Annotated in this window: 16 protein-coding genes; 10 read left to right on the top strand and 6 right to left on the bottom strand. The window is 69.7% G+C overall.

Annotated features, from left to right (window positions below; genetic code table 11):
• Positions 1-68: 68 nt before the first annotated feature.
• Positions 69-464, bottom strand: a complete 396-nt coding sequence (locus WMF14_RS13450; protein WP_437801374.1) for a hypothetical protein — start codon at positions 462-464, stop codon at positions 69-71.
• Between the two features lie 285 nt (positions 465-749).
• Between WMF14_RS13450 and rarD the strand changes: the two genes are divergently transcribed.
• Complete coding sequence (rarD, locus tag WMF14_RS13445; protein WP_437801373.1) at positions 750-1,676, top strand: EamA family transporter RarD; 927 nt, start codon at positions 750-752, stop codon at positions 1,674-1,676.
• Positions 1,677-1,757: 81 nt separating this feature from the next.
• Here rarD and WMF14_RS13440 read toward each other — a convergent pair whose 3' ends face one another.
• A complete protein-coding gene (locus tag WMF14_RS13440; protein WP_437801372.1) occupies positions 1,758-2,669 on the bottom strand; it encodes an inositol monophosphatase family protein in 912 nt (303 codons plus the stop codon).
• A 134-nt stretch (positions 2,670-2,803) separates the two neighbouring features.
• Here WMF14_RS13440 and WMF14_RS13435 point away from each other — a divergent pair, with 134 nt between their 5' ends.
• Both WMF14_RS13435 and WMF14_RS13430 read left to right on the top strand, forming a co-directional pair.
• Positions 2,804-3,895 carry a TauD/TfdA family dioxygenase gene (locus tag WMF14_RS13435; RefSeq protein ID WP_437801371.1) on the top strand — a complete coding sequence of 364 codons (1,092 nt, stop codon included), beginning with the start codon at positions 2,804-2,806 and terminating at the stop codon, positions 3,893-3,895.
• A gap of 321 nt (positions 3,896-4,216) precedes the next feature.
• Positions 4,217-5,275 (top strand): lysylphosphatidylglycerol synthase domain-containing protein, encoded by a 1,059-nt coding sequence (locus WMF14_RS13430; protein ID WP_437801370.1) that lies wholly within the window; start codon positions 4,217-4,219, stop codon positions 5,273-5,275.
• A 47-nt stretch (positions 5,276-5,322) separates the two neighbouring features.
• Here the strand turns inward: WMF14_RS13430 and WMF14_RS13425 are convergent, their stop codons facing one another.
• Positions 5,323-6,162, bottom strand: a complete 840-nt coding sequence (locus tag WMF14_RS13425) for a Uma2 family endonuclease (protein WP_437801369.1) — start codon at positions 6,160-6,162, stop codon at positions 5,323-5,325.
• 705 nt (positions 6,163-6,867) lie between these two features.
• Between WMF14_RS13425 and pepN the strand changes: the two genes are divergently transcribed.
• Together pepN and WMF14_RS13415 are read left to right on the top strand one after the other, a co-directional pair.
• Positions 6,868-9,483, top strand: a complete 2,616-nt coding sequence (gene pepN / locus WMF14_RS13420; protein WP_437801368.1) for an aminopeptidase N — start codon at positions 6,868-6,870, stop codon at positions 9,481-9,483.
• A 35-nt stretch (positions 9,484-9,518) separates the two neighbouring features.
• A complete protein-coding gene (locus WMF14_RS13415; RefSeq protein ID WP_437801367.1) occupies positions 9,519-10,166 on the top strand; it encodes a class I SAM-dependent methyltransferase in 648 nt (215 codons plus the stop codon).
• Positions 10,167-10,441: 275 nt separating this feature from the next.
• Here WMF14_RS13415 and WMF14_RS13410 read toward each other — a convergent pair whose 3' ends face one another.
• A complete protein-coding gene (locus WMF14_RS13410) occupies positions 10,442-11,032 on the bottom strand; it encodes a hypothetical protein (protein ID WP_437801366.1) in 591 nt (196 codons plus the stop codon).
• Between the two features lie 718 nt (positions 11,033-11,750).
• On the opposite strand from WMF14_RS13410, the gene WMF14_RS13405 reads away from it, so the two are divergent.
• The 4 genes from WMF14_RS13405 (at position 11,751) to WMF14_RS13390 (ending at position 17,332) form a co-directional block, all read left to right on the top strand.
• The gene (locus WMF14_RS13405) at positions 11,751-13,625 is read left to right on the top strand and encodes a hypothetical protein (RefSeq protein ID WP_437801365.1); all 1,875 of its coding nucleotides are present in this window, start codon (positions 11,751-11,753) and stop codon (positions 13,623-13,625) included.
• Between the two features lie 34 nt (positions 13,626-13,659).
• Positions 13,660-14,841, top strand: a complete 1,182-nt coding sequence (locus tag WMF14_RS13400; RefSeq protein ID WP_437801364.1) for a phosphatidylserine decarboxylase — start codon at positions 13,660-13,662, stop codon at positions 14,839-14,841.
• 250 nt (positions 14,842-15,091) lie between these two features.
• Positions 15,092-15,622, top strand: coding sequence for a hypothetical protein (locus tag WMF14_RS13395; protein ID WP_437801363.1), 531 nt, complete (start codon positions 15,092-15,094; stop codon positions 15,620-15,622).
• Between the two features lie 81 nt (positions 15,623-15,703).
• Positions 15,704-17,332 (top strand): tyrosinase family protein, encoded by a 1,629-nt coding sequence (locus tag WMF14_RS13390; protein WP_437801362.1) that lies wholly within the window; start codon positions 15,704-15,706, stop codon positions 17,330-17,332.
• A 126-nt stretch (positions 17,333-17,458) separates the two neighbouring features.
• Here the strand turns inward: WMF14_RS13390 and WMF14_RS13385 are convergent, their stop codons facing one another.
• Positions 17,459-17,899, bottom strand: coding sequence for a CBS domain-containing protein (locus WMF14_RS13385; RefSeq protein ID WP_272103138.1), 441 nt, complete (start codon positions 17,897-17,899; stop codon positions 17,459-17,461).
• A gap of 204 nt (positions 17,900-18,103) precedes the next feature.
• Between WMF14_RS13385 and WMF14_RS13380 the strand changes: the two genes are divergently transcribed.
• Positions 18,104-18,637, top strand: coding sequence for an N-acetyltransferase family protein (locus tag WMF14_RS13380; RefSeq protein WP_437801361.1), 534 nt, complete (start codon positions 18,104-18,106; stop codon positions 18,635-18,637).
• A gap of 88 nt (positions 18,638-18,725) precedes the next feature.
• Here WMF14_RS13380 and WMF14_RS13375 read toward each other — a convergent pair whose 3' ends face one another.
• Positions 18,726-19,145, bottom strand: coding sequence for a hypothetical protein (locus tag WMF14_RS13375; protein WP_437329064.1), 420 nt, complete (start codon positions 19,143-19,145; stop codon positions 18,726-18,728).
• Positions 19,146-19,539: the final 394 nt, after the last annotated feature.

Genomic DNA, 19,539 nt, shown 5'->3' with positions numbered 1-19,539 from the left:
CGCCGGCGTGCGGCAGAGATCGGCGCGCGGATCTCCTACGGCGCGCCGATCTCGGGCTCACCCGTGGCCTATCGTCGTGGCCTCTCGTGACGCCGGTGCGGTTCGCGCTGCCCCTCGGCGGGGAAGGTGACCTTGCGCGTCGTCGCTTCGGACGCGGAGACATCGAACGGCCCCACCGGCAGCGGCTCGCTGACCGCCTTGCCGTTCTCATCGACGAGCGAGATCGTCCCGACATACTTGTCGGCGGCGACCTGCACGCTCGCGTCGAATCGATCGCAGGGGACCACCTGCCGCGTGACCTCGTTGTTCTTCGTGTTGATGAGGACCAGCTCGACCGCTTGCGCGCCGCGCGCCTTGCACTGCGCGGCGTCGGTCTTGTCCCCGATGGACCACTGGACGGTGGCGAACCCCATCTCTTCAGGGTGCGCGCCTCCAGGCTCCGTCTCGCCGGTCGTTCTTTCCATGCACGCGACCATCATCACTGCACATAGCCCTGCCAGACCGTAGACACTTCGCATACCTACCTCGCTGTGCTCGGTGCGGACTCCAACGCCGCGCCCCGCGTCCAGCAACGCGAGTGCCATGCGACCTCCCGGCGAGCCTGCGAGCCCGGCCCTCTCCGCAGGGCTTGAAATGGCCGAGCAGGTTCGCCATGTTCGCCGTCCGATCGAACGCGAGCGGCGCCCCGCAACGGCGGCGCCGGGCGACGGGCGGCGTCGAGCGACGCCCGCCGAGGAAGCACGACCCCGATGCGCACGCCCGAAGATGCTCGCGACAGCCCCCGGGAGGCCGCGTGGGGCGTGGCCTACGGGATCGCGGCCTACAGCTCCTGGGGCGTCGTCCCTGTCTTCTGGAAGCAGCTCCGTCACGTCGGCGCGGTCGAGCTCCTGGCCCATCGCACCGTGTGGAGCCTGCTCTCGTTCGTGGCGCTCACGCTGGCCGCGGGGCAGGGCCGCGCGCTCGGCGCGGCCCTGCGCGACCGGCGCGTCGTCGCGGCGATGGCGGTGACCGGCGCGCTCGTGTCGGCGAACTGGGTCCTCTTCATCTACGCCGTCGCGGTGGGGCGCGTGCTCGACGCCAGCCTCGGCTACTTCATCAACCCGCTGCTCAGCGTGCTCCTCGGCATGCTCTTCCTGCGCGAGCGGCTGCGGCCCGCCCAGTGGCTCGCGCTCGGCCTCGCCGCCTCGGGCGTCGTGTACCTGGCGGTGCGCGCCGGCTCGATCCCCTGGATCGCCCTGGGCCTGGCCGGCACGTTCGCGGTGTACGGCCTGCTGCGGAAGGTCGTCGCCGTCGGCTCGCTCCCCGGCTCCACCCTGGAGACGTCGTTCATCGCCCCGCTCGGCGCGGCCTACCTGGCCGCCCTCCACGCCGAGGGCGCCGGCGCCGCCGGCCACGCCGATCTGCGGACCCACGTCCTCCTCGCCGCGACGGGCATCATCACGGCCCTGCCGCTCGTCTGGTTCACGAACGCGGCGCGCCGCCTGTCGCTGACCACCGTCGGCTTCCTCCAGTACCTCGCGCCGAGCGGGCAGTTCCTGCTGGCCGTGCTGGTCTATGGCGAGCCGTTCACGGCGGCCCAGGCCGTGAGCTTCGCCTTCATCTGGACCGGGCTCGCGGTGTTCAGCGCCGACGCCGTGCTTCGCGCGCGCCGTACGGGAAGGACGAGCCCATCCTGAGCGCGCCGAAGGCGACGCAGGAGGACGTTGAAACGCCGAGATGCCAAGCGAGAGACGCGCTGTCGTGGCGGACTGGCCCCTTCAACGTTTTTCCTTGAGCACGCTGACGCCTGGCAGGCCTTCGCCTCCGGACGGGCACGACCCGTCCTGGCCGTCGCCTCCGGCGCAGAGCACCCGCCGGACCCGTTCGGCGATGTCCCGGGTCCGGGCGACGATCGTCACCCGGCTCTCGCTGGTCACCGCATAGCTCGTCCCGTCGAGGTGCTCGACCACGCCGTTCACCTCGCGGAGGATCTGCGATCCTGGGGCGTGGTCCCAGGGAAGCACGCGATAGTAGACGTAGAAGTCCTTCTCGCCTCGCGCGACGCTCGTGTAGTCGACGCACGCGCTGCCCGCGTTGCTCGCGTCGCCCGCGTCGTTCGTGACCGGCAGCCGGCCCCGCGCGCGGGCCTCCACCGTCGCGCGCACCTCGCTCGGCATGTATCGCGCGTAGATCGTGCCCGCCAGCTCCTCCGCGCTGGCCGCAGGATCGGCGCGGAGGCGCGCGCCGTTCAGGAAGGCGCCAGCCCCCTCCTCCGCGAAGAACGTCTGCCCCCGCGCCGGCAGGTGGATCCAGGCCGCGCGCGCCCTGGCGGCCCTCACCAGCGTCACCATGATCCCGAAGCGGTCGTTGCCTTCGACGAAATTGCGCGTCCCGTCGAGCGGATCGACGAGCCAGATCCAGCCGTCGCCGCCGAGCGCGTCGAGCACCCGCGGGTCGGCGTGAGCCGCCTCCTCGCCGACCATCGCCGACCCCGGCAGGAGCGCGCGCAGGCCCTCGGTCAGGCGCCGCTCCACCGCGAGATCCACCGTCGTCACGACGTCGCCGGGGTCAGCGACCGTCGCCTTCGATGTCACGTCGCCCGGCGCCAGGCGGCGCCAGAACGGCAGCATGTGCTCGCTCGCGACCTCCTCCAGGAAGGCGCCCACGCGGGCCAAGTCGGGGATCGGCATCGCGGCAAGATACCTCTGCTGGTACCGTCCCCTCCAGGCAAAGCCGCGCGAGGATCGCCTCGCAGCGAAAGCCGCAGCGCGCCGGGCGCTCGCCCGCGGCTGGCGCCCCGAGCGCCGTGGCCCGAGGCCAGACGATGAGCTCCGAAGAGACCGCACCGAGCACCGACCTCTCGCAGATCCCGGCGCAGATCCCCGGCCCCGCGGCCTGGTACGGCCCCGCGATGGCGCAGAGCGACGGCTGGATCGAGCACATCACACAGGCGGAGCTCGAGGAGGTCGAGGCCGCGGTCCGCCGCTTCGCCGAGACGGGCAAAGACCCGGCGCACCTCGGCAGCGAGGCCTTCCCGCTGCCATCGCTCGCCGCGCGCCTCCGCCGCGTGCTCGCGGAGGTGCTCGACGGCCGCGGCTTCGTTCTGCTCCGCGGGCTGCGCGGCCCGTGGCTCGACCGCGGCGACCTCCGCGCGGCAGCGATCGCGTTCCTCGGCATCGGCAGCCACCTGGGGAGCGCGCGCTCGCAGAACGCGCGAGGGCACATCCTCGGTCACGTGAAGGACCTCGGCCTGTCGAGCCAGGATCCGAGCGTGCGCATCTACCAGACGCGCGAGCGGCAGACCTTTCACACCGACTCGTGCGACGTCGTGGCGCTGCTCTGTCTGCGGACCGCCAGGGCGGGCGGGCTCTCGGCGCTGGTCAGCTCGGTCACGCTGTACAACGAGATGCGGCGGGCGCGCCCGGACCTGGCGGAGTCGCTGTTCGCGCCGATCGAGACCGATCGCCGGAGCGAGGTGCCCGCGGGCGAGCGGCCCTATTTCCGCATCCCGGTGCTGAGCTGGCACGCGGGGCTCCTGTCCGCCATCTACCAGCGGCAGTACATCGAGTCGGCCCGGCGCTTTCCCGACGTCCCGCCGCTCACCGCGCGGCAGATCGAGGCGCTCGACCTGTTCGACGCCCTCGCCGACGACCCCGCGCTCCACATGACCATGGAGCTCCGCCCGGGCGACATCCAGCTCGTGCACAACCACGCGCTGCTCCACGATCGCACGGCCTTCGAGGACTGGCCCGAGCCGGATCGCAAGCGGCACCTGCTCCGCCTCTGGCTCGCTCCGCCCGGGGCGCGGCCGCTGCCGCCGGTGTTCCGCGAGCGCTACGGCTCGCTGACCCCCGGGGACCGCGGGGGCATCGTCGTGCCCGGCACGCGGCTCCACGCCCCGCTCGATCCGGCGTGAGCGGCCGCGCCCGCGAGCGCCGGGCGCTCACCGCGGCTCGTGCGGAGGTCCCCACGTGAGCTCCCGCTCGCCGAGGAGCTCGACACCTCACCGCCGCGTGCGCGCGCTGCATGCCCATGGCGCGCGCGCTCCGCGAGGCAGCCCACCGCCGCGTGCGCGCGCTGCATGCCACGGCGCGCGCTCCGCGAGGCAGCTCACCGCCGCGTGCGCACGCTGCATGCCATGGCGCGCGCTCCGCGAGGCAGCTCACCGCCGCGTGCGCGCGCTGCACCCACACGGCACCGGCACGCTCCTCGCAGCACCCCCCTTCCCATGGCTCCCTTGCCTCCGGCCCGAGCGGCAGAGGAATGCGCCGGCGGCGATCCCGGGCCCGCGTCCAGCGGCGAGGCGCGCGTCCATGCCGCTCCGCCCGCCGCCCCGGACGCGCCCGTCGCCCGCCGCGCACGGCGAAAGGCGCTGCTCCACGCGGCGCTCGGCGGCCTCGGCCTGGCCGCCCTGGCCGCGCTCATCCGCCACGTCGGCGCGGCGGAGATGCTCGCCGCGGTGACCCGCGCCGCGCCGTTCGTGCCTTTTCTGATCGTGCTGGAGGCGGCGCGCATCGGCTGCGAAACGCTCGCGACCGGCGTGCTCTGCGCGCCGCGGCGCGTCCCGATTGCAGAGCTCCTTCGCATCCACGTCGTCACCTACCCTGTCATCACGCTGATGCCGGCCGGCCGCCCCGCGGGTGAGGCGGTCAAGGCCGCGCTGCTCTCCCCCCACGTCGGCGCCGCGCGCGCGGCAGCGATCGCCACGGCGAACCAGTCGCTCGCGCTCCTGTCCTCGGCCCCGCTGTCGCTCCTCGCGGCCCTCGCCCTCTTCCACCTCGGCGGCGGCGCCTCCCCGCTCGCCCTCGGCGTGCTCGCGCACGCCGCCCTCCTCGTCGTGAGCGGCCTCGGCATCGCCTTCGCCGCACGGCAGCGCACCGCCTCGGCGTGGATCACCCGGCGGTTCGCCCGGGCCGGCCAGCTCGCCGCCGCCTTCCAGGAGGCCGTCCACGAGCGCCCGCCCGTCCCGGCCTGGCCGTTCGCCGCCTGCCTCGCGGGCCGCGCGCTCCAGGCAGTGCAGTACGGCGTGCTGCTCGCCGTCGTCGGCGCCGAGAGCGGCCCCCTCCGCGCGCTCGCCGCGTACGGCGTGGGCGCCGCCGGCACGGCGGCCGGCGACCTCATCCCGGGCCAGGTCGGCGCCACGGACGGGGCCTTCGCGCTCGCCGCCTCGCTGCTCGGCCTCACCGAGAGCTCCGCCATCGCGATCTCGCTGCTCGTCCACCTCCTCCAGGCGGCCTTCGCGCTCGCAGGGATCGCCGCCGCGCTCGTGTGGCGCCGCAGCCCTCCGGCGCCCTGAGCCGAGCTCGGCTGGGACCAGGGGAGTCGCGCGCCTCGGGCGTGCGCTCAGCCGCGCTCGCGCTTCAGGCGCTCCAGCTCAGCCAGGGCCTCGGCCAGCCGCCGCTCGGCCTCGTCGGCGCGCTGCCGCTCCGCATCGAAGCGGCGCCGCTCTTCATCGAAGCGGCGCCGCTCTTCGTCGAGGCTCGTCTCGGTCTCCTCGATGCGCGCCTCGAGATCGCCCACCATCGAGCCCAGCCGGGCGAGCAGCTCGTGCGTCTCCGGCAGCGGCGCCAGCCCGTGGAAGAAGCGCAGCCGGTCTCCCTCCAGGCTCAGGTCGAGATCAAGCACCGTGCTCGCGAGCCGGCCCTCCTGCGGGACGATCGGCTGGTACCGCGCGCTGCCCTCGGCGAGCCGGAAGCCGCGCAGCCGCCTGCGCTTGCGGTCGAAGACGAAGTACTCGGAGATGCCCAGCGACGCGTAGCGGGTGACGTTGTCCTCGAGGTCCTTCTTGCTGCTCCCGCTCCAGAGGATCTCCAGCGCGAAGTCGATCCCCTTGCCCTCGGCGCTCACCGACCAGCGGGCACGCTCCTTCACCTCGACCTCGAGCACCGCGATGACGTCGGGCGCGAAGATCCGCTCGGCCGGGTAGTAGACCGGCAGCTCGCATGCGAGGTACACGCGCCGGCCGATGCGCTGGAAGTACCCGCCCAGCGCGTCCCTGGCCGCCACCTTCGGGTTGAAGTGGAAGTCGCCCTCGGGAGGGCACGCCTCGGAGATCTCGAACTCCGACGGGAGCGTGTCGAGGACGCGCTGCCGTTCCTCCGGCGTCATGCGGTCCCAGAGCTCCTGCGGAGGGGCCCGCGGATCGTCGGGGTCGATCACCCAGGACGTCGGCGCGCGCTGCATGGTCCGAGCATAGCGGGCCCGCGCAGGTGCAACCACGGCACACGCACGGCATCGGCCCCTCGAGGGCGCTCCAGGTCCAGGCGCGCTCCAGACCACGCCGAGCCGCGCACCCCCGCTCGCGCGCCTTACGCCCGGGAGGAGCTCTGGCACCCTGGCAAGCGCTCTGCTCTGCGGTCCGGAGGGGTCCGGCACCCCCTTGTGGCACAACGAGGAGGGTGCACGCTGGGTCATTGGCACAGAATTTCGCCGAGAAATGCGTTTTCTGGCACAACCTTGCCCTGAAAATCGCTGGACCAAGCGTTATCGAGGGGTCCGGACCCCGGTGTGTCGCAGTGCACTGCGTTTGAGCCAGTGCCGGACCCCCTCCCCCCGGCACAGCGCCGCCCCGTTCTGGCACAGAACCAGGGCGTACGGCTCTCTCCGGAGGCCGCCCGCGGCGTCGGGCATCCCGGCGGCACGGGTGAGGCCGACGCCCCGGGATCGCTCCACGCCCCCTCGAGCATGCGACGTCGGCCGTGCAGGGCGGCCTAGTCGCCCGGTCGCTCCCTCGCACTTCGCCCGGCCGCCTGGCAGGCGCCCCCCTCGTGCGCCTCGCGGCCATGCGGCAGCCGGACACGCGGCGCGGCGGTCGCCCGACGGCGCAGCGACCGCGACCGCGGCAGATCGCTGGCCACCCTCCGGCGGTTCGTCCTACGGTGTCCAGTCATGACGGAGACGACCGGCGGCCCTGGACGGGACGTGCTCACCCAGACAGAGGCCGAGGAGCGCGCCGCGCGCATCGGCAATGCGCGCTACGAGCTCTCGCTCGACCTCTCGCGCGACGCCCGCGGTTACCGCGGCGAGGCGATCGCCTACTTCGACGTCCGCGGCCACGGCGACACGTTCATCGACTTCCGCGGCCGGCGCATCGAGCGGCTCGAGATCAACGGCGCCCTGGTCGAGCCCGCGTGGTCCGACTGCCGCATCGTCCTCCCGGGGCGGCTGCTCGCCCCGGAGACGCGCGTGCGCGTCGTCTACGAGAACGACTACGATCACACGGGCGACGGCTTCCATCACTTCCGCGACCCGGAGGACGGCGAGGACTACCTCTACTCGGACCTCGAGCCGTTCAGCGCGCACCGCGTGTTTCCCTGCTTCGATCAGCCGGACATCAAGGCGAGCTACCGGCTCTCCGTCACCGCGCCCGAGGACTGGGAGGTCATCGGCAACGCCCGCGTCAGCCGCACGTTCGGCGCGGGCCTCGGCCGTATGACGCGGGTGTTCGAGGAGACGACCCGGTTCAGCACCTACGTCTTCGCGCTGATCGCCGGCCCGTACAGCGGCGTCCGCGACGAGCACCGCGGGATCCCCCTCGGGCTCTACTGCCGCAGGTCGCTCGCGAGGCACCTCGACGCCGAGGAGCTCTTCACGATCACGAAGCAGGGCTTCGACTTCTACCCGGAGTTCTTCGACTACCCCTACCCCTTCAGCAAGTACGACCAGGTCTTCGTCCCGGAGTTCAACGCCGGCGCCATGGAGAACGTCGGCGCCGTGACCCACAGCGAGCGCATGATCTTCAGGGACCCGCCGACGGACCACCAGCGCCTCACGCGCGCGGAGGTGCTCCTCCACGAGATGGCCCACATGTGGTTCGGCAACCTCGTGACCATGCGGTGGTGGAACGATCTCTGGCTGAACGAGAGCTTCGCCACGTACATGGCCTTCCTCGCGATGGACCAGGCGACCCGGTTCCAGCCGGCCGTGTGGAAGGCGTTCAACGTCATGAAGAGCTGGGCCTACCGGCAGGACCAGCTCGTGACGACGCACCCCATCGCCGGGGAGCTCGCCGACACGGAGCAGACGTTCCTCAACTTCGACGGCATCACGTACGGCAAGGGCGCCGCCGCGATGAAGCAGCTCGTCGCGGCGATCGGCCTCCCGGCCTTCCGCGAGGGGATGCGCCGGTACTTCAAGCGCTACCAGTACGGCAACGCGACGCTGCGCGAGTTCCTGTCCGCGCTGGAGGAGGGCTCCGGCCGCGACCTCGGCGCGTGGTCGCGCCTCTGGCTCGAGCGGGCGTCCCTCAACACGCTGACGGCCGAGTGGGAGCCCGAGGGCGACCGCATCGGCCGGCTCCGCGTGCTGCAGACGGCGCCGGCCGACTACCCGATCCTCCGGCCGCACCGCATCGACGTCGCGCTGGCGCGCGAGGAGGACGGCGCGCTCGTCGTCGACTCCGTCCCCGCGGAGATCGACGGCGCGGCGACCGAGATCGCCGCCGCGCGGGGGCAGCGGGCGCCGCTCCTCGTGTTCCCCAACCACAACGATCTCACGTTCGCGAAGATCGCGCTCGACCCGGCCTCGCTCGCGTTCGTGCGCGAGCACATGGGCCGCGTGGAGGATCCGCTCCTGCGCCAGCTGCTCTGGTCGTCGCTCTGGAGCATGGTGCGCGACCAGAAGCTCGCCTCCCCCGCGTACCTCGCGCTGGTGAGGGACAAGCTGCCCGCCGAGCCGGACCTCTCGCTCGTCGACCCGGTGCTCACGAACGCGGCGACGGCGCTCGCGCGCTACGTGCCGGATCCGCTGCGCGAGGCCGAGGCGAGCGCGTTCACGGGCCTCGCCCTCGCGGCCCTGCGGGCGGCCCCCCGCGGCGACGCCCAGATCGTGTGGGCGCGGGCGCTCTTCAACGCGGCGTACTCCGCGCCGGATCTCGCGCTGGCCGCGCGCCTCGCGGACGGCGAGATCGAGGTGGAGGGCCTCGAGATCGACCAGGAGATGCGCTGGACGGTGGCCGTGAAGTGGATCGCGCGCGGCATGAAGGGCGCGGAGGAGCGGCTCGCGGCCGAGCGCGAGCGCGACCCGTCCGATCGCGGCCAGCGCGCCGCGCTGCGCGCCGAGACGGCGCGGCCGGATCCGGCGGCGAAGGCCGCGGCGTGGGCGCGCTTCCACGAGGACGGGTACGGCTCGCTCCACCTCACCGGCGCGGCGATGTCGGGCTTCAACTGGTCGTTCCAGCGCGCGCTGCTCGAGCCGTACGCGCAGGCGTTCTTCGAGCGGGTGCAGCAGGTCTTCGAGACGCGGACGCACGAGCTCGCGTCCGCGTACTTCACCCATCTGTTCCCCTCGTACCGCGTCGATCGGGACCTCCTCGCCCGCGCGGAGGCGCGGACCGCGGCGCTCGGGCGGGCCCCGGACGGCGCGCCGGCGACGCCGCGGCTGCCGATGCTGGTCCGGATGCTCCGCGAGGCGAGCGACGACCTCGTGCGGGCGCTCGCCTGCCGGGAGCTCGCGGCGGCGAGCGCCGCGGGGCACCGCCCGGGGGGCGGGGGCGCCCCCGGCTGAGCGAGGAACCCAGGAGAGCGGCGCTCGAGGCGACGATGATCGTGCAGTTCGGCAAGACGTCCCTCACGTGGACGCGCGCGGACCTCGAGGCGAAGCTCGCCGGCCACGCGCGCGTCCTCATCGACGTCGGTACGGGCGACGGCCGCTTCGTGTACCGCTCGGCCGGCGCCCACCCCGACACGTACTGCATCGGCGTCGATCCCGCGGGGGAGCGGATGCGCGAGGTGTCGTGGCGCGCCAGCCGCAAGGTCGCCCGAGGCGGCCGGCCGAACGCGCTCTTCGTCGTCGCGTCCGTGCAAGCGCTGCCGGCGGAGCTCACCGGGCTCGCCCACACCCTCACGCTCAATTTCCCCTGGGCCTCGCTGCTCTCGGCCCTCGTGCTGCCCGAGGCGCCGGTGATCGAGGCGCTGCGCCAGCTCGTCCGGCCGGGCGGAGAGCTCATCGCGCTGCTCAACCAGAGCGTCTTCGACGACCGGCCCTACGCGGCGCGACTCGGGCTCCCCGAGCTCTCGGACGCGTGGGTCGACGACACGCTGCGCCCCGCCTACCGCGCCGCGGGCTTCGAGATCCGGGCGAGCGAGATCGTCGAGGGGGACATGCCGCACCAGACCAGCTGGGGACAGCACCTCACGCTCGCGTCGGGCCGGAGGACGCGCCTGCTCACGGCCGAGGCGATAGGCTGAGCACCGGCAGCCGTTCACCAGCTCGAACTCGCGGAGCAGCCGCCTGCGCTCGATGAACGAGCTGGTGCGGATCTGCCCCGTCGAGTCGCCGTACCCGCCGGAGCTCAGGTTGGCGCCTTGGCGGTCGATCTGGACCACCGGCCCGAGCTCCGGTGGTCCATCGAAGTAGAACGCGCGCAGCAGCTTCGCGCGTCGCCTCGTCGTCGATCGTGGTCAGGTCCGACCAGAAGCAAGGGGGAGTCCTCGGGCGGCCCGGCTGACGCCGGCGCCCGTGGTCACTGCGGTGCTGCGATCGTGATCGAGGGATCGAACCAGTAATTACCGATATATTCTCCGCCGATCGCGCAATAGAACTCGAGACCGTACTGCAGCGTACCCGCAGTGGTGAGCGCCGGAACGAGGACGTACGGGTTGCGCTTCACGGGCGAAGTCAGGTTCGCGTCATGGCGAGTGACCAGGTATTGGCCGTCATTCTCCGGCCCCCACGGAGAGTTCGAACCGACGACATAGTCATAACCATACGAGTTGACGCGAGTGTCCCGGAAGCTGATGTCTCCGATGACCGCATCCCCGCCGGTGAGGTCACCGAGGGTAATCGCAGCGCGCTCCCAGGCCATCGCGACGAAACCCACCGGGGCGCAAGCCACACCGATGTTGGAGTTCGAGTCCTGGACGGAGATGAGGACCTCCTCGTTGAAGTACACAGTCACGGGAGTGTCCCCGCTTTGGTTGGTGTAGGTATTGGGGTCGTTTCCTCTCCCGTACTTGAGAGGAGGGTGCGCCAGCGGCTGGGGATTGCCAAACTGGCCTCCAGGATTCTGCTTGAGAGCATTGCTATCGACCAGAAAAATGATGTGCATTGTCATGTTGTTCTCTTCTGTTCCTCGGGGTTTACCGCGCAGACCTGGTACGTAGGCGCGGCAGCAGCGCTCCCCTGAGCCAGGTAGCATCGCCTGCGCGCCTCGCCTCGCTGGCGCAGCGTCGAGAGCAAGACGAGCAAGCGACGTGCCACTCGACCTGCTCTTCGGGCCCCGAGCAAAAGGGCGCTTCCTCCCCAGGAGCCACCCACAGGCGCCAGGTCGTCCGACCTTCCGGGCACGCCTCGCCGCCGTCGTCGCGCTGCCGGCCTTACTTCCCGTCGGGAAGCGCCGCTTCATTTCGGGACGCAAGGCCTCGTCGCCCCCGCGCGGGTCCCGCTCGATGCGCCTGCCGCATGTCCACCTGGATCCATGGCGGCGTTCCACCGGTCGGATCGGCCCGAGATCGCCATGAAGCCTCCCAGAGGGCCGCGCCGAGCTGTCCAACGGCGGCTGGCATCGTCATTGCAACATTCACATCACGGTGGTTGCCCTCGGCCAGGACCCGAACCTCGGCCAATCAGAACCCGAAACTTCAAATCCTCGATATGCAGGAAGCGCAGCGATCATGACAAGATTCTCTCGAATGCTCAGGGCGGCGACGGCCTTTCCCTTCATCGCGGGTGGAGCGATGGCCACGATGGATTGCTCTTCGAGCGGCCTGACGAAAGACCCCCAGCAGCCGCCGCGGTCGGATGCAGCGGCGCAGCCGGGCGCTCATGCAGACATGGCGAAGAACGTCCTGGCGGCGGCTCAAAATGGCTTGCCTCAGTCGCTGCCGCGGCCAAGCAGCCTGGTGTACAGCGCCCAGTTTGCCTGGCAGCAGTTCCTCGCATTGAACCGCGTAGCTGCGCAGCCGGACGGCCAGACCATCCGGCGAGGGACCGCCCAGAGCGATGCTCTCGGACAATCGAACGATCTCCTGGTCTGGCAGACCTATGCCCACAAGACCGAGCTACGGCCCAATGGACCGCTCACGCTCCCCTGGGACAAGCTGGGCACGCCCACGTATACGAATGCTTACCAGGTGACGCTCTCGAAGGGGACCAGCGACGCACAATTGGGTCTCTGGAATAACCTCGACGAGGATAGCGAGATCGCCTCCTGCCAGATCTTCGGCCAGTACGCGCAACAGCCGCGCGCTCGGAGGCAAGATTCGCTGATCTTGTTCGAGGCGAAGGTGAACCGGGACGAGTACGAGTACATCCGCAACAAGTACCCTGATCAGAACACGGGCAACGTCGGCGATCCCGCAAATTGCGATGGAACCGGAGCCCACGGGAGCCTGTGCGAAGCCCAGCTCAACGGGCGGAACGACATACGGAACGGGAAGTACGACCATGCGGCTCAATGCAGCTGCCCGCCAAGTCAAGCGATCTGCCTCCCCTGCGGCGACGGCACGAACGAGGGGGCGATCGAGATCAAGGCCGCATGGCGAAAGCTGCTGCCGTCCGAGAAGGCCACCCAGTATTACACCTCCAAGGCCGTCTACTATCAAGACGAGTACGATCCGGCGTCGCAGACCTACAAATACAAGTACCACAACGATACGTTCGCGCTGATAGGGCTTCATATCATCAGAAAGCTGCAGAATTACCCGGACTTCGTCTTCACCTCCTTCGAGCACGTCGGAGAGTCGAATGCAGGCGATGAGTACGTCACGCTCGACGGCGACGGAGCGGAGACGTCAGCGCCGACGCCCGCGACGCGGCAGAGCCCTGACCCCAATACGGATCGCACCAAGAACCACGCGATCCCCGGGGATATCCAGAAGGTGAACGATCTCATGCGCCAGCAGCTGCAAGGCTTCAGCTCGGTCTGGGCGAACTACCAGCTCATCGGCGTGCAGGCCGACGTGACCGACTGCGAGATCACCGGCGCCCCGCCCCCGAAGGCGAACCCCACCGACTCGGATGCCACAAAAATGGCCGCAGGGCTGGCCTGCATCAGCGCGCAGGACGGCAGCGCGGCCAAGTGCCTGCAGGACGATGCCAATTACTACATGGCCAACCTGTTCGTCGAGTCGGACAAGTTCCTCAACAACTTCAGCGGCCCAGGCTTCGGCGGCAACACGTTCGGGAACTGCGACAACACCGTGTACAACAAGACGACGTACGACATGGGGGGCTGCAAGGGATGCCACGGCGTCGCGCAGACCGCGTTCGGGACTGATTTCAGCTTCCTGCTCGACTTTGGCAACGGCAAGCCGGGCGTGGCGCCGGATACGCTCCAGCCGCCGTATGCCGACCTCCAAGGGTTGAGGGTCTCGTCGAGCAAGGCCAGCGTCACGCCCGTACCAGGCTCCGGGCAGGTGTGTGCGTCCTTGACCGACTCCTTGACCGACCCCTCGACCGACAAGTGCCTCGACTACTGCAGACACCAGTGCGACACGAAGGCTTGCATCGCTTACAACGCCAGCAAGGCGGGTTGCGAGCTCTTCACCCCGGACGTGCCGATGTCGTCGCTGTCGCTGGCTGACGCTCAGGGGTACTTCGCCCTCCTCGCGCCGGGGACGATCCGTCCTCCCACGATCAAGACCGGACAGCCGCAGAAGGCGGTCTTCCCCGGGGGGTATCTCCATCGCTCCAGTCGCAAACATTGAGTCCAACTTCGACAACGTTCCCAAGGAGCCAGCCATGGCGATCCAGCAGACCCATCAGCAGATTCCGCTCACGCCCGCGATGCGTGAATTGATCGACGAGCTCAAGCGCCTCATGGCCAACCCCGTGATCGAGGCGGCGTTCAACGAGGCCGTCGCGCACGTGCAGCCCTTCGTGGAGGACGGGTCGAAGAACCCGTGGGTCGGAGCGACCGCCGAGTACTTCGTGCGCTACTTCGAGCAGTGGTTCACGTTTCTGCCCGAGCCCACGGGAGGCCTGGGGAAGATCGTACCTTTCACCTACTTCTACCTCGACAACAAGTCCGCGTTCGCCTTCCTGAACACGTTCAAGAGCCGCACCACAAGCAGGGAGTACACGACCGAGATCTTCAACTGGACCGTCAAATTCATCAAGGAGCGGGGGCGGTTCATGGACTCTCCGGAGTCGCTCAAGTTCATCGAGGCCTGGCTGAAGGATCCGGGGACTCACATCGAGGACTTCATCGTCCCCGAGGGTGGCTTCAAGTCCTTCAACGAGTTCTTCACGCGCAGGCTCAACCCCGCGAGGAATCCCCGGCCCATCGCGGCGCCTGACGACGGTTCGGTGCTCGTGGCGTCCGCCGACTCGGAGATCAACTTCATCCTCTCGGACCTCACGCTGACGAAGAAGCTCGACGTGAAGTCACGTCAGCTCAACATCACGCAGCTCCTGAACGGGTCGAAATACGCAGCGAAGTTCGAGGGCGGCACGGCCGTCTCCTGCGTCCTCATGCCCCCCAACTACCATCGCTACCACGCTCCTGCCTCCGGCCGGATCGTCGAGGGGGTGGAGGTGCCTGGAATTTACAATGGCATCATGGACGGGGATCACTGGTTCAACACCATCTTCAACGTCGGCGAGAGCACGACGGACTTCAGCATCTTCGAGGACTTTCATCGCTCCTACTTCGTCATCAAGACCGAAAAGCACGGGTACATCGCCGTCATCCCGGTCGGCCTGAACACGATCAGCGCGATGTACCCGTCGCTCGTCAACAACCGGTCGACCCTGGTCCCGGTCGGAGGCGAGCCGGTCCCGGTCAAGAAGGGCGACGAGCTCGGGCACTTCGCGTACGGCGGCTCTCTGAACATCCTGCTCTTCCAGAAAGGCGTGTTCAACGCCGTTTCGGTCCTGATGGGGAGCCGCCTTGGCTCTCTGGGCACACCATCCACCCCCTGAGGCACTCCCAAGGACTTGAGGAGTTGAGCAGAGCCGCGCTCTCACGACGGCGCACGTGAGACAACCGAACTCCAGCGCGGCCCCAGGGCGGTCTCGGGGCTGTCGAGCAGGACCTCGAAGATTGAGGGCGTTCGAGCGCGTTCTTTGCGGGACGTGCAGCAGCGCACGGCGAAGCCCTTGCGCTCGACGCGCACCGGAAGGCCGCCTCGCGACGCCGGACCACCCGCGAAGCACCACCGGGAGACCCACGATGGCGATCAATGAGAGACCGAGCCTCACGGATTCCTCGCCCCCGGCGTGCACCTGCGGGCGCGCTGCTCCTTCGCCGCGCTCGTCCGGCGCCTCCACGCTGGCCAAGCGCGCCGGCCGGCACATCCCGCTCTTACCCGCCATCGCGCTGGTGCTGCTCCCGAAGTGCCCTTTGTGCGTGGCGGCCTATCTCGGGATCTTGGGCTCGCTCGGCGCCAGCGCCTGGCTGCGCGACGCATGGGGGCTGCCGCTCGGCGCCGGGCTGCTCGCCTTCGCGCTCAACGCGCTCGTGCTGCGCGCGCTGGCGAGCCAGGACTACCGCCCCATGCTCGCAGGCCTCGCCGGCGCGTCGGCCGTGCTCGGGGGCAAGTTCTGGCTCGACGCGCCGCCTCTCCTCTACGCGGGCGCTCTGCTCCTCATCGGCGCCTCGCTCTGGAGCGTACACCTCGCCTCCCGGACGAAGGGGCCGTCCCCCTCACAAGGCGGTGCGGCGGAGGGAGCGCAGGGCTCGTCGCTGCCTTCGCCGCCGTGAAGCACGGAGCGCGCGGAGAGCCCCGCGCCGCTCCGATACCGTACAGATTAGGCTCGCTCTGACAGAAGAAAAGGCGCTGACATGACCACAGGGATACGGCAGTCCATCTATGTCCTCCAGCAAGAATACGCCAAGGGAAACACGAAACCCCTTGAAGACGTGCTCTATGCCTGGAGGGGCATCCAGCGGCTCGACCCGCGTGAATGGAACTCGTTCTTCGCCTTGGGGGGCCTCCACGGAGAGCCTTTCTTGCTGCGACGCGCGGTCGATCGACTGCCGCCGGAGGATACATACGCCTACTGGGGAGGGTACTGCAACCACGGCAACATCCTGTTCCCGACCTGGCACAGAGCATACCTTTACTGCATGGAAAAGGCGCTGCAAACCATCGTACCGGGCGTGATGCTGCCTTTCTGGGACGAGACGGACGACTATTCTCTCCATCAGGGCGTCCCGGCCATTTTTACCCAGCCGACGGTCGACCTCCCGAGCTACGGCCTGATGGGTATCCCCAACCCGCTGCGGTCGTTCACCCTGCCCATCTCGGTCTCCGACAACTACTGGGGGGACCAGAACGCAAATGCCGACGAGGCGCACCCGTACTACAAGCGGGCCGGCTACACGACCGTGCGGTACCCGCTCTCGGGGCTGGTGGGCAACTTCGGGGACTCCGAGCTGACGTACGCCCACAACCAGAAGTATCCCGACCAGAACACGAACGACACGCTGCTCAACAACAACATCATGGCCTGGCTGAACGGCCCCGAGCCCACGGTTCCACCTCCTCCCGAGGGCGCCAACCTCTACGCATCGTACAGGGCGTGTCTATTCGCGCCGAACTACGTGGTCTTCTCCAACACGACCTCGGCGGCGGCCTGGAACGCGGATATCCCCCCCCATCAGCCCATGGTGGTGCCCCTGGAGGACCCCCACAACGACCTCCACCTGGCCGTCGGCGGGTTCGACGCACCGCAGATAGCTGCTGGTGGCACGGGGCTGGTCACCGGCTCGAACGGGGACATGGGAGAGAACAACACGTCCTCCTTCGATCCGATCTTCTTTTTTCATCACTGCAACATCGACCGCATGTTCTGGCTCTGGCAGAAGCTGCATGGCCAAACCACGGCGCTCGAAGTCTCCGACGACATGGCAGACTACCCGGGCACCAGCTCGAACGACCTGCAAGGGCCGACCCCCGGCGTCCCGCCCGGCGCTCCGCTGACCCTCGATGGAACCGCGCTCAAGCCGTTCAAGAGCCCGCTCACGAGCAAGCCCTACGTCAGCACGGACTGCGTGGACATCGAGAACCAGCTCGGCTACACGTATGGGCCAGGCTCATTCGACGATCTATCGCTCAATGACCAGGCCCGCGAGGCAGCGGTAAAGCCCGGGTTCAGCGCCAAGAAGCTCATGGTGAGGGGCATCGATCGCGCCCTGTTCCAGGGGTCGTTCCTGCTGACGGCGCACGCGACCGTCGCGGGCGACGGCGGCAAGGCCAAGGAATACTACCTGGGCTACCACTCTGTCTTGAGCCGTTATAGCGTGAGCAACTGCGCGAACTGCCGCACTCACCTCGAGGTCATCGCCCACTTCTCCCTGAAAAACATGCCGGAGGACGAGGTCGATCGCGCGATCTTCACCGTGAAGGTTCACCACCGCGGGTCGGTGCTCCCTGCCGGCTTGAAGACCGTTCTCAAGATCCGCGGCTAAGCGCGCCGGCGGCGCCGCGGCACGCGCGGCCGCCGCGGCGGACGATGCGCGGGGCGAGGGCGAACGTCGCAGGTTCGTCGCCCGCGCCGCGCGCCGCCGCGAAGCTCGGACTATCGCCCGGCGAGCCTATCGCGTGCTCTCGTGCTGCACCGCCTCCCGCTCGGTCACCCGGCGGACGGTCTGCGCGGTGTGCCTGTCGTCCTCGCTCTGCGCGATGTCCGACAGGCTGATGATGCCGACCAGGCGGCCGTCCGCCTCGGTGCACAGGACGCGCGACTTGTGGTGCTGCCCCATCAGCTGCTCCGCGCGCTGCACGTCGTCGTCGGGCCGGCACGCGACCACCCCGCGCGTCATGACGTCGCCCGCCTTCGTGCTCAGCGGTCTGCTGTGGGCCAGCACCCGGATGGCGAGGTCGCGGTCCGTCAGCGCCCCCAGCACCCTCCCGGCGCTGTCGCAGACAGGAAGGAAGCCGACGTTCGCGTCGCGCATCTTGCACGCGGCCGTCTGGATGGTGTCGTCGGCCAGGACGCTCTGGATGTCTTGCTTCATGATCTCCTTGCACAGCATGGTTCCCTCCTTCGGTTCCTTTTGCAGCGCCCGGTAGCGTCACAGCGCACAAAAGGACCTTAGGGGACCATCGCCGGCGAGGGATGGAGCATCATGATGAATGCGGCGTCGGGCACCGCTTGATCGCGCCTCCGGCCGGCGAGCGCGCCGGGCGGCGGCCTGGCGGAGCGCCGCGGCGCCAGCCAAGCTGAGGTGCGAGACACCATGTCAGAGCGGATCACAGGGGCGGTCATCCGCCGGGCGCAGCCGGCAGACGCGGCCGTCATCGCGCGCATCGAGGTCGACTCCTGGCAGGCGGCCTACCTGGGCCTCATCCCGGCGGCCGATCTCAACGCCCTCTCCGTGCCGGCGCGCGAGGCGAGCTGGCGGCACATCCTCAGCCGCGACCCCGCGACCGGGACGCGGACCTGGATGCTCTGCGCCGAGGACGCCGGGCTCGGCTTCGCGAGCGCCGGGCCGACGCGCGACGACGACGGCCCAGGTGACGTCGGCGAGCTCTACACGATCTACCTCCTGCCCGCCGCGTGGGGGCGCGGGCTCGGCGCCGCGCTGCTCGACACGGCGCAGGCCGACCTGGCCCGGCGCCGCCACAGGACCATGACGATCTGGGTCCTCGAGGGGAACACCCGCGCGCGCCGCTTCTACGAGCTCTCCGGCTTCACCCGCGACGGCGCGCGGCGGTGGGCGCGGGTCGGCGCCGGCAGCCTCCCGGAGATCCGCTACCGGCGAGCGCTGTAGCGCGCCCCGGATGCCGGATGCCACGCCGAGGGCGGCGCCGGCGCGTGGACCGGCGACCAGCGACGCCCTGGGCCCCAGCGCGCCGGCGCTAGCCGAAGCGCACGACGATGCTGCTGTAGCCGCCCCGCGGGTCGTACTGGGAGGTGATCTTTCCCCAGGGATACTCGTAGGGCGGCGCGCCGAGGATCGACGCCAGCCAGGCGTCGTGGCTGGCCTTGCGCTCCGCCTCCTCCTTCTCGGACCAGTCGTTCCAGAACGCCTTCGACTCGGCGCCGACCTCGAACAGCTCGACCCACGCGATCTTGCCGCTGCAGAAGTGCAGCGTGATGCGGAAGGTCCGGAAGCCGATGCGCTGGCGCGACGTCCGGTATCCGCTCCACGGCTGCGTCTCGCTCAGGGCGTTGGCCATCCGCGCGAGCGGCGACGACAAGAACTGCGCTTCCGAGTACGAGGGTCCGATGCGAAGCCCGGATGTGAGCTCGATCTCGCCCGTCTGTCGATGGATCATCCAGCCCTCCGACCGCTCGGAGCAGCATACACCACGGCTCGCGGATCGGCGCGGCTCTGCCGAGCCCCGCCGACGTCCGCGCGCGACAGTCACGCGAAGACCCGATTCCACGTCTCCGAAGGTGGGTGTTCGACGGAGATTCACCCCCTGCCGTTCGCGCGCCCGGCTTCTCGGAGGACAAGAGCCGCGGTCCCTCCCACGGAGCGCGACGGAGGCCGCCGCTGTCCTCCGGTGTCGACACGACGCCCACGATGTCGCGGGTGACCGAGCAAACCGAGCAAACCGAGCAGGCCGAGCAGACCGAGCACGCACTTTCGCTATGGGCATAAGGCGGTGTGGCGCAATGCGGTTTTCCTGCTCGTGACAACCCCGATAACCGGTAATATCGGTCACG

The organism is Sorangium sp. So ce693 (assembly GCF_051521375.1).
Classification (GTDB): Bacteria; Myxococcota_A; Polyangia; order Polyangiales; family Polyangiaceae; genus Sorangium; species Sorangium atrum.
This window is presented reverse-complemented; position numbering and strand designations above follow the sequence as displayed.